General features: G+C 28.4%; 13 protein-coding genes and 1 pseudogene. 5 read left to right on the top strand and 9 right to left on the bottom strand.

Annotation, left to right across the window (positions count from 1 at the left end):
- The 3 genes and pseudogenes from AJN60_RS05630 to AJN60_RS05640 all read left to right on the top strand — a co-directional run.
- On the top strand, positions 1-1,002 hold a 1,002-nt coding region (locus tag AJN60_RS05630), incomplete at its 5' end, for a methyl-accepting chemotaxis protein (protein ID WP_237766491.1).
- A 79-nt stretch (positions 1,003-1,081) separates the two neighbouring features.
- On the top strand, positions 1,082-1,801 hold the full coding sequence (locus AJN60_RS05635; RefSeq protein WP_070286059.1) for a class I SAM-dependent methyltransferase: 720 nt from the start codon (positions 1,082-1,084) through the stop codon (positions 1,799-1,801).
- 55 nt (positions 1,802-1,856) lie between these two features.
- A pseudogene (locus tag AJN60_RS05640) lies at positions 1,857-2,071 on the top strand (hypothetical protein).
- A gap of 30 nt (positions 2,072-2,101) precedes the next feature.
- Here AJN60_RS05640 and pyrC read toward each other — a convergent pair.
- Genes pyrC through eptC form a run of 4 tightly spaced genes read right to left on the bottom strand, consistent with a single transcriptional unit; the run spans position 2,102 to position 5,229 of the window.
- Entirely contained in the window at positions 2,102-3,109 is a 1,008-nt protein-coding gene (gene pyrC, locus AJN60_RS05645; RefSeq protein ID WP_070286060.1) for a dihydroorotase, read from the bottom strand.
- On the bottom strand, positions 3,099-3,344 hold the full coding sequence (locus tag AJN60_RS05650) for a replication/maintenance protein RepL (protein ID WP_002870642.1): 246 nt from the start codon (positions 3,342-3,344) through the stop codon (positions 3,099-3,101). Before AJN60_RS05650 ends, pyrC begins: the two co-directional genes overlap by 11 nt.
- Complete coding sequence (locus tag AJN60_RS05655; RefSeq protein ID WP_052949968.1) at positions 3,341-3,697, bottom strand: diacylglycerol kinase; 357 nt, start codon at positions 3,695-3,697, stop codon at positions 3,341-3,343. The genes AJN60_RS05650 and AJN60_RS05655 overlap by 4 nt, the downstream gene beginning before the upstream one ends.
- Entirely contained in the window at positions 3,694-5,229 is a 1,536-nt protein-coding gene (gene eptC / locus AJN60_RS05660) for a lipid A/FlgG phosphoethanolamine transferase EptC (protein ID WP_070286061.1), read from the bottom strand. Before eptC ends, AJN60_RS05655 begins: the two co-directional genes overlap by 4 nt.
- Before the next feature lie 117 nt (positions 5,230-5,346).
- Between eptC and AJN60_RS05665 the strand changes: the two genes are divergently transcribed.
- Positions 5,347-6,105 (top strand): exodeoxyribonuclease III, encoded by a 759-nt coding sequence (locus AJN60_RS05665; RefSeq protein ID WP_002870645.1) that lies wholly within the window; start codon positions 5,347-5,349, stop codon positions 6,103-6,105.
- 19 nt (positions 6,106-6,124) lie between these two features.
- Here AJN60_RS05665 and AJN60_RS05670 read toward each other — a convergent pair whose 3' ends face one another.
- Genes AJN60_RS05670 through moaC form a run of 3 tightly spaced genes read right to left on the bottom strand, consistent with a single transcriptional unit; the run spans position 6,125 to position 7,989 of the window.
- Entirely contained in the window at positions 6,125-7,285 is a 1,161-nt protein-coding gene (locus AJN60_RS05670; protein ID WP_079861539.1) for a hypothetical protein, read from the bottom strand.
- Complete coding sequence (locus AJN60_RS05675) at positions 7,275-7,538, bottom strand: HP0495 family protein (protein WP_070286063.1); 264 nt, start codon at positions 7,536-7,538, stop codon at positions 7,275-7,277. The genes AJN60_RS05670 and AJN60_RS05675 overlap by 11 nt, the downstream gene beginning before the upstream one ends.
- Positions 7,516-7,989: a cyclic pyranopterin monophosphate synthase MoaC gene (gene moaC / locus AJN60_RS05680; RefSeq protein ID WP_070276441.1), complete on the bottom strand. Its 474-nt coding sequence runs from the start codon at positions 7,987-7,989 to the stop codon at positions 7,516-7,518. The genes AJN60_RS05675 and moaC overlap by 23 nt, the downstream gene beginning before the upstream one ends.
- Before the next feature lie 92 nt (positions 7,990-8,081).
- Between moaC and AJN60_RS05685 the strand changes: the two genes are divergently transcribed.
- Entirely contained in the window at positions 8,082-8,237 is a 156-nt protein-coding gene (locus AJN60_RS05685) for a highly acidic protein (protein WP_002851965.1), read from the top strand.
- A 61-nt stretch (positions 8,238-8,298) separates the two neighbouring features.
- On the opposite strand, the gene cheQ is transcribed toward AJN60_RS05685, so the two are convergent.
- Positions 8,299-8,778, bottom strand: coding sequence for a cheVAW transcriptional regulator CheQ (gene cheQ / locus AJN60_RS05690; RefSeq protein WP_002854628.1), 480 nt, complete (start codon positions 8,776-8,778; stop codon positions 8,299-8,301).
- Between the two features lie 27 nt (positions 8,779-8,805).
- Positions 8,806-9,669, bottom strand: coding sequence for a cheVAW transcriptional regulator CheP (gene cheP, locus AJN60_RS05695; protein ID WP_070239752.1), 864 nt, complete (start codon positions 9,667-9,669; stop codon positions 8,806-8,808).
- Positions 9,670-9,840: the final 171 nt, after the last annotated feature.

A 9,840-nucleotide genomic window follows, 5' to 3' on the forward strand; every position in this document is an offset into this window, starting at 1 on the left:
TTCTTTGACTTCATCAACCATAAAACAAAAAATGTTTCTACTATAGAAGTAAAAAGCAATGATGAATTTGGACAAATCTCAAGTGCTATCAACGAAAACATCCTTGCTACTAAAAAAGGTTTAGAACAAGACAATCAAGCTGTTAAAGAATCAGTTCAAACCGTATCAGTTGTAGAAGGTGGTAATCTAACAGCAAGAATTACTGCTAATCCAAGAAACCCACAACTTATTGAACTTAAAAATGTTCTAAATAAACTTCTTGATGTTTTACAAGCTAGAGTAGGTTCTGATATGAATGTTATTCATAAAATATTTGAAGAATACAAAAGCTTAGATTTTAGAAATAAAATCTCTAATGCTTCAGGAAGTGTTGAATTAACTACTAATGCTTTAGGCGATGAAATAGTTAAAATGCTAAAACAAAGTTCAGACTTTGCTAATGCTTTAGCTAATGAAAGTGGAAAATTACAAACTGCTGTTCAAAGCTTAACCACTTCTTCAAATTCTCAAGCTCAATCTTTAGAAGAAACTGCAGCAGCTTTAGAAGAGATCACTTCTTCTATGCAAAATGTTTCAGTTAAAACTAGTGATGTTATCACTCAATCTGAAGAGATTAAAAATGTTACAGGTATTATAGGTGATATTGCAGATCAAATCAATCTTTTAGCTTTAAATGCAGCTATTGAAGCAGCTCGTGCTGGAGAACATGGTAGAGGCTTTGCTGTTGTGGCTGATGAAGTTAGAAAATTAGCTGAAAGAACTCAAAAGTCTTTATCTGAAATAGAAGCTAATACTAATTTACTTGTTCAATCTATCAATGATATGGCAGAAAGTATTAAAGAACAAACTGCAGGTATTACTCAAATCAATGATAGCGTAGCACAAATTGATCAAACTACTAAAGATAATGTTGAAATTGCTAATGAATCAGCTATTATTTCTAGTACAGTAAGTGATATAGCTAATAACATCTTAGAAGATGTTAAGAAGAAGAGGTTTTAATTAGTCATTCAAGCCCAAAAAAGGGCTTGAATTTTAAAAATTTATGCTATGATTTTATATATTTTATCAAGGGAAATATATGAATTTATGGGATAAAAAAGCCAAAACTTACACAAGATATCAAAACACTTTAAACACCATACAAAAGCAAACTTTTGAATATTTACAAAATTTAAAGATTTCTTTTCAAAATAAAAACATTATAGATATAGGATGTGGAACTGGAGTTTGGACTTTACACTTAGCTAAAGAAGCTAAAGAAATTTTAGCTCTAGATAGTGCAAATGCTATGCTTGAAATTTTACAAGAAGATGCTAAAAAACTAAATCTTAACAATATAAAATGCGAAAATTTGAACTTTGAAACTTGGATGCAAAACAATCCTAATGCTAAATTTGATCTTGCATTTTTAAGCATGTCTCCTGCTTTGCAAAATGAAAAAGATTATGCAAATTTCTTAAATCTAGCTAAAATAAAAATTTATCTTGGTTGGGCTGATTATAGAAAAAGTGATTTTTTAGATCCGATTTTTAAATATTTTAATACCGAATTCAAAGGTTTTTATAAAAAAGATTTAGAAAGTTATTTGCTAGAAAAAAATATATTTTTTCATAAGATTGTTTTCGATGAAATACGCAAAGTTCAAAGAACGAAAGAAGAGGCTATAGAAAATGCTCTATGGCATTTAAGCATGAACAAAATCACAGTTTCCAAAGAAACTGTAAGTTCTTTTGTTGAAAATGATATTATTGAAACCATAGAATCTAAAATAAAACTTTTAATTATAAATAACTTATAAAAACATTAAGCTTATATTTATTACAATTTCACCGATTATTTTAAAGGAGTTTTTAATGGTTAAAAATTTAATCATCAAATTTGGACGCTTGATTCTTGATGCAATTGCAGCAATAAGTTTTGTTGTAGCTTTGCTTTATTCTCTTTTTATGATGTTTAGTATTGGATTTCTAGCTGGTTTATTGTCGCTGATAGTCAGTTTTATTGCTTTATTTTTAAGCTTCTTTGTGATCTATCTTGTTATAGATATCAGAGATACTCTTGTAAATAAAGCTTAAATTTTCCACCTTAAAGGTGGAAATCAATGTTTTAATTGAAATTTTAAAATTTCTCCGGCCATATAAGGCACGACTTGATTGTATTTATCTTCATAAACATTTGGCACTTGCCATTCTTGTTTTTCTAAAGTGATAATTTTGTCATTTTCAAATTTAAGATTATGGATTTTACAAGCATTATCTGAAATAAATTTTTGTAAATTTGTTTCATTTGAATGTTTTTCAAATAATTCAGCTAATACAGGTAAAATCACCGGTGCGCTAAAAACTCCAGCCGCACAACCGCAACATTCTTTAGTGTGCAATGGATGAGGTGCACTATCGCTTCCAAACATAACTTTTTCATAACCACTAAAAGCAAGCTCACATAAAGCGTCTTTATCTTCATAGCGTTTTGCAATAGGCTTGCAAAATAAATGTGGATCCATCTTACCTCCTACTACATCATCAAGCGTTATCATCAAATGATGCAAAGTAATAGTTGCGTATAAATTTTCATAATCTTTTAGCAAATCACACAAAACCTTAGTGGTAATATGCTCCATTACAATTTTTAATTTTGGAAAGTTTTTTGCTAATTTTTCATAGATTTTAGCAAAATTTGCTTCTCTATCCATTACAAAATCATTTGTTTCACCATGCACTAGCAAAGGAATATTTAAATCACTCATAGCCTCTAAAGTAGGTTTTAAATACTCTATACCGAAATTTGAAACTCCGCCATTTGAATTTGTTGTAATTCCTGCTGGATAAAGCTTAATGCCAAAAATTTCATCTTTGGCGCTTTGAAGAAATTTCTCATCATAATTTTTAAAAAAAAGTGTCATTAAAGGAGTGAAATTTTTATCTTTACAAGCCTTAATGATACGCATTTTATAAGCTTTTAGATCTTCTAAATTACAAAGTGGAGGGATTAAATTTGGCATAATCACAGCTGCACAAAAATCTCTTGCACTCAAAGGTGCGATAAGTTCTAACATTTGATTATCTCTTAAATGCAAATGCATATCTAAAGGATTTTTAAGTATCATTTTTACCTCCTATATTTAGCTGATAAAATCCATTCTTAAGGCGCTTAAAAAGCTTTTTTTCTTCTAAAAACTTAAAAGTAGCGATGATAGTGGGTTTGCTTTGATGTAATTTTTCTTCAAGCTCACTGATTTTAATCATAATAAAACCATTTTCATCAGCATTTTCACATAAAAATTTTAACAATTCAAAACGTTTTTTTCCTAAAATTTCTCGTATTAAATTTTCAAATTTCATAAGTAAATGCTATATAAAATAAAGCCCCAAACAAAAAGAGCTAAAAGCACACTAAAAAACACTGCCGCACTCGCACAATCTTTAGCGATTTTTGCCTTTTCATGCCATTCATTAGTAACTAAATCAACACAAGCTTCAATAGCCGAATTTAAAGCTTCTATAATTAAGATAAGCATTAAGACACTTACCAATAACAAATGCTCCAAAAAACTAACTTTTAAGAAAAAACTAAAAACTATCGCAGGGATAATAATGCAAAGTTCAATTCTAAACGCCATTTCATTTTTAAATAAAGCAAAAACCCCTTCTAAAGCATATCTTGCGTTATTTAAAAAATGATATTTAGGCTTCATGGATTTGCCTTAAGTTTAGGATTTAATAAATCATATTCTGGTTCATAAACACTTGTTTTTACATCAAAATATCCTAAAAGAGTACTAAAAAGATTATCTTGAGAAAGTTTTAAACCTTTATGCTCTTTAGCTAAATTCATTAATTTTTCATCATTGCTCCAAAAAATAGCAGGAATATGAGTTTGATAACTTGGCGCTATAGCATAAGGCATACCATGAAGATAAATACCGTTTTCACCCAAACTTTCACCATGATCTGAAAGATAAAATAAAGAACTTTCATAATCTTTTTGCTCTTTTAATAGTTTTATAATCTCACTTAAAAGATAGTCTGTGTAAAGTAAAGTATTGTCATAAGTGTTGATTAAAGCCTTATTATCACATTTTGAAAGTTCATTAGTATCACAAGTTGGAGTAAATTTTTTAAATTCATTTGGATAGCGTTTATAATAAGTTGGCCCATGAGAACCTTGCAAATGAAGGACTATTATATTTTGATCACTTAAATGATTTAATTTTTCTTTAAAAGGAGTGAGTAAATTTTCATCCAAATCACTAGAAAGTTTTTGCTTATAAGCTAATCTATCACAAACCCCTTTACAACCACCAGAATTATTATCAAACCATGCAGCATCTACACCTGTTTTATAAAGTATATCCATGGCATTTTCTTGAAATTCTGAACTCGAATAATCTCTACGCTTAGATATAGAAAACATACAAGGTAAACTTACCGCTGTTGCTGTTCCACATGATGAAAAATTATCAAAAAAGACTACATTATCTTTTTTGGTATAAAAATTGGTATCATTTTTAGTATATCCACCCAAAGAATAATTTGCCGCTCTAGCAGTTTCCCCCACTACCAAAACTAAAAGTTTTTTAGTGTGATTGTTTTCTCTATAAGCATCATTAGCTATAGTTTTAAATTCTGGCTTAGCTTTTACAAAACGAACATAATAGCGATATACGGCATAAAATTGATAAAAAGGAGTATTATACATTCTTATTTCATTATAGTTTCTAAAAAAAGGCAAGAAAGTTTTACTTAAAGGGATTAAAACTACACTAACCACAATCAAACCTGATATTATATTGATAATTTTAATTTTCATATGGGATTTAAAACTACCATAATCAATTTTTACTTTAACAACATAAAAAGCCAACAACAAAGCCAAAACAATAAATAAGATCAATTTTAAATTTAACAAATCCTTTACTTCTTTGATATCTGTTTGAACAACATTTTGTATCATATCAGAGTCTATAAGCACTCCATAAAAACTAATGAAATAAACACTTAAAAAAGATGCTATTATAAATAATATAGAAAAAAATTTAGTAAAAAACTTTATAAAAAGTAAAGAGCAAACCACGTGAACTAATGCAAAATAGGCCACAATAAAAACAAAAGTTATAAACCAGTTTTGATTGTTTTTTTCATACACAAAATAAAATAAATTAAAATTCAATAATACAATCATCAAAGAATTTAAGAAAGTAAACCAAAACCAAGTTAATCTAAGCATATAAATCCCACCTTCAAATTTAAGGTTTTAATTTTATTGAATTTTTTTAAATGGATTGTAGTTTTAAATCTTTTTATGTTATGATTTACACTTTTAATGACAATTTTAAGGAAAATAATGAAACTACTTTCATGGAATGTCAATGGCTTAAGAGCCATTTGTGATAAAAATGCACTTGATTGGATAGCACAAGAAAAGATTGATTTTATAGGTTTTCAAGAAATCAAAGCACATGAAGATAAATTTCCTAAAAAAATTTATGAATATTCTTTTAAACACATGTATTTTAATTCTGCCAAAAGAGCGGGATATTCTGGGGTAATGAGTCTTTGTAATTTTGATAGCGAAGTAAAAAAATGTGAATTTTTTGATGATGAAGAAGGCAGGGTTTTAGAACACCGCTTTAAAAATATCGCACTTTTTAATATCTATTTTCCAAATGGTCAAAAAGATGAAGAGCGTTTAAATTTTAAGATGAAATTTTATGCAGATTTTTTAGTGTATTTAGATAAGCTTTTAAAAGATGGGTTTGAAATTATCATTTGTGGTGATGTTAATACCGCTCATAAAGAAATCGATCTTACCCATCCAAAAGCCAATGCCAATACTTCAGGTTTTTTACCTATAGAAAGAGCTTGGATTGATGATTTGCTAAAACTTGGTTTTATAGATACTTTTAGAGAAATTAATGGCGAAATCAAAGAAAAATACTCGTGGTGGAGCTATAGAATGAAAGCAAGAGAAAGAAATGTAGGCTGGAGGATTGATTATTTTTTCATTTCAAAGGGTTTAAAAGATAAGCTTAAAAACGCTTTCATAAGAGATGATATTTTTGGCTCTGATCACGCACCTGTAGGTATAGAAATAGATATTTAATATCCCAAAAAATGGGATATTATTTTCTAACAAATTTTTTTGCTTTTTCCCAAAGTCTTACACCGAGCTTTTTAGCTTTTTTGGAATTTAAATCTTTGTATTTTTCACTAGCAATTTTTTCTAATTCAAAAATTTCCTGTTTAAAATGATTTAATTTTCTTTGAGTAAGTTTATTAAAATCATTAATCTTTGGATTTCTCTTAATATCATTTAAAACTAGTATTAGCTGTTCTCTACTTTCACTCGCAAGACGTCTAAATTTAGCAAAAAGATTATCAAGTTCATGTTCTAGCAAATTCTCAACTATACTCTTACAAGGATCATTTTGCAGTTGAATCTCTTTTTTTAAAAGAGCAATAAAATCATCTTCTATACCTATTAGTTCTTTACTTTTTGAACTAACATCTTCTTCAAAATTTGCATAAGTTAATGAAGCTTTAAATTTTTCCATTGCTAAAACAATACCATCTCTTGTACCTTTAATCGCACCTAAACAAAGATCTTTTGCATAAGCCATAGATTCATTAGCTATTTCAAAAGCGGTATTTAAAATAATACTTGAAATTTTTAAAATTCTTTCTTTTTCAAAATGAGCTTCACAAATAGCATTGTATACGAGATTTTTAGCTATTTCGCTACTTGTAAGTTCTATATCTTCAGCCTTTTCTAATGTGGTTAAAAAAGCACTTTCAGCGGTTTCTTTTAAAATTCCAAGCATTTCTATATCAAATAAAATAGCATCATTTAAACCATCGCTAAATTCATTACAAAAAGAATATTCTTGTAAAATATTCTCAAAATCAAAAAAATTATCACTGATTTGATTTTTAATCAAATTCTTTTGATTTTCAATCTGTTTGTTTAATAATTCAGCTTCGCTAATATACTCATAAAGCGAATTTTGAGCATCTGCAACACTTGCTTTTACTAGAGCCTTAATAACCTTTGAAACATTTTCATCGTCACAAAAATCAAGTTTTTTTAAAATAGTTAAAAATTCAACCAAAAGAGAATTTAAAACTTTTTTTGTTTCATGAGGATTATGTGAAATTTGCTTATATGCAAGATTAAAACTCAAGTCTTCAAGTAAATCGCTTGCTTCATCTTTACCGAGATTTGATAAAGAATTTTCAAAAATAATTAAAGTATTTTTCATTTTTCCTTCTTTCTTAAAGTACAAATTTTGCTTTAGCTTTTAATTTATCAAATATATCCAAACGATCTTTTTTGCTATCAACATAAACATTTAATAAATAACTTTGATATTTTCCGCTCGCACTTGAATTTGAATGTTCAAATTTATATTCTCTTTGACCTAAAACTTCTTGAAAAATTTCACTTGCCCTAACATGCACCTCAAAAATTACCTTATAGTCCCAAAAAGTAGGATAATTGATCTGAGGTTCTTTTTTAAGATCGCACAAATTTACCACTTTTGCCTCCTTCTTTGCTTTCAAGCACTATATCCGTAATCCTCATTGATTTATCTACAGCCTTGATCATATCATATATAGTTAAAAGTCCTATACTAACCCCACTTAAAGCTTCCATTTCAACACCTGTTTTACCTTCACACTTAACTGTTACAATAAGCTTAAATGCACATTCTTTAACAAATTCCACAATATCAGTTTCGACTTTAGAAAGCATCAAAGGATGGCACATAGGAATAATTTCACTTGTTTTTTTAGCCCCCATTATAGCCGCAACAATAGCTGTTTGAAGAACAGGACCTTTTTTTGCGGTATTGTTTTTAATTACATCAAAAGCTTCTTGACTCATATATATCATACCGCTAGCTGTGGCTATTCTTGAAGTAATATTTTTATCGCTTACATCTACCATTTTAGGATGATTGTTTTCATCTAAATGACTTAATTTCATAAATTCACCTTTTAAAAAATTATAAAAATTATAGCAAAACCAAACAAATTTAAGATAAAATAAGCTTTGTATTTTTATTTAAGGAGAAAACAATGGCTTATGAAGATGAAGAAGATTTAAATTACGATGATTATGAAAACGAAGATGAAGAATATCCACAAAATCACCATAAAAATTATAATTACGATGATGATGATTATGAATACGATGATGATAACAATGATGATGATTTTTATGAGATGGATTAAAATACAAAATTTTCATCTTTAAATTACAAGCAATGTCTTCACAGGGCTTGTAATTTATATCTTAATAATACCCAACGCACATACTCTCAGTGATTTTAATACGCTTTTCAAAAGGAGCTGGACTAAAAAAATGGCATTTTTCTATATAAATATGCTGATGATAATTTAGCCCTAAAAAATCATAAAATTTTTTTAGATTAACAAATTTAATCCCACAAATCTCCTTAAGCTCTAAAAGTTTATAAATAGAAGAATTATTTTTTTCCACTAAATGAGATGGGGCTAATCCAGTAAAAGAACAAAAAGCACTTGCCAATACAAAACCATTTAAACCGCTACATTGCCTTAAAGCTTGCTGATGTTTTTCTAAAATGCAATTCCTATGCAAAAATATAATTCTTGTTCCTTGATATCTACCTATTTCTACATTTTTCCAAAATTTATAAGCATTTTTTGAAATTCCAGCAAAACGATGAAATTCAGCGTTTAAAATATAGTGATCTAAAAATTCATTAGGAGGTAAGATTAAGCTTTTCATCACTACAATTTAGAGCCCTAAAAGAACTCTTTAATCTTCTTTGTTTAAATTTTCCTTAGCTTTGCTAGGAAGCTTAGATAAAAGATTATTTAAATCAAAATTAATTCCTTGAGTTTTTGCCTCTTCAAGTAAAGCAACTGCAGCTTTTGCGTTAAATGGAGAAGAGCCATCATGCGGAGCAAAAAGATGATCTGTTATTGCTAGAGCATAAGCGGATTTTTTCACTTCTTCGCGAGCAGCGTGAGGAGTGCGAACAAAACATATACTTTCAATCAAAACATCATCAAAATTCCAACGATGCAACAAAAATCCTAAGAAAGAAATATGATCTACACCTAAAAATTCATTCTCCGCTAAAGCAATATTTTCAATTTTAGTTTCATTTAAAAAAGTTAAAAATTCTTTCTCTCTGTGATTTTGTATAAGAAAATTTGAAAAAATAACAATGCCAAGTCTTAAAAGCATTGCACAAGGAACTAAAAGATGAGAAAGTTTTTTATCTTCATCATTGAGCCAATTTGTGATAAAAGTTGCCTCTTCGTTGCAATTTCTTAAAAAAACTTGAGTATCCAAACCATATGGTGAAACATCTATTTTAAAACTATCTTTAATGGAATCAGCCGTAACTATATTGATGATATTACCAACGCCTAATAAAGTAATCACTTGATTTATGGTTGTAATTTCTCTTGTAAAACCATAATAAGGAGAATTCGCAAGTTGCAAAAGCTTAGCCGTCATCAACGGATCGCTTGAAATGATTTCAGCAACTTTCATGGTTTCTATATTTGAATTAGCCTCGTTTACATATTTTCTTAATTTACTCACAGTATCAGGCAAAGGTGGCAAAACTTCGACGCTTTTTAATAAAAGCTCGTTCATATCTCCGATCATATTAATACATCCTTATTTAATATTCAATGTTCTTCATAGATTTACAATTATATCTAAAAATTAATTTACTTATTGCACAAAGTGAATACATTTAACACTTGATTAAGCATAGCTAATTTATAGATAAAATATCTAAAAAATACAAAATCAAAAATTTTAAATTTTATCTAG

This window comes from Campylobacter sp. BCW_4323, from assembly GCF_001763115.1.
GTDB classification, from domain to species: domain Bacteria; phylum Campylobacterota; class Campylobacteria; order Campylobacterales; family Campylobacteraceae; genus Campylobacter_D; species Campylobacter_D jejuni.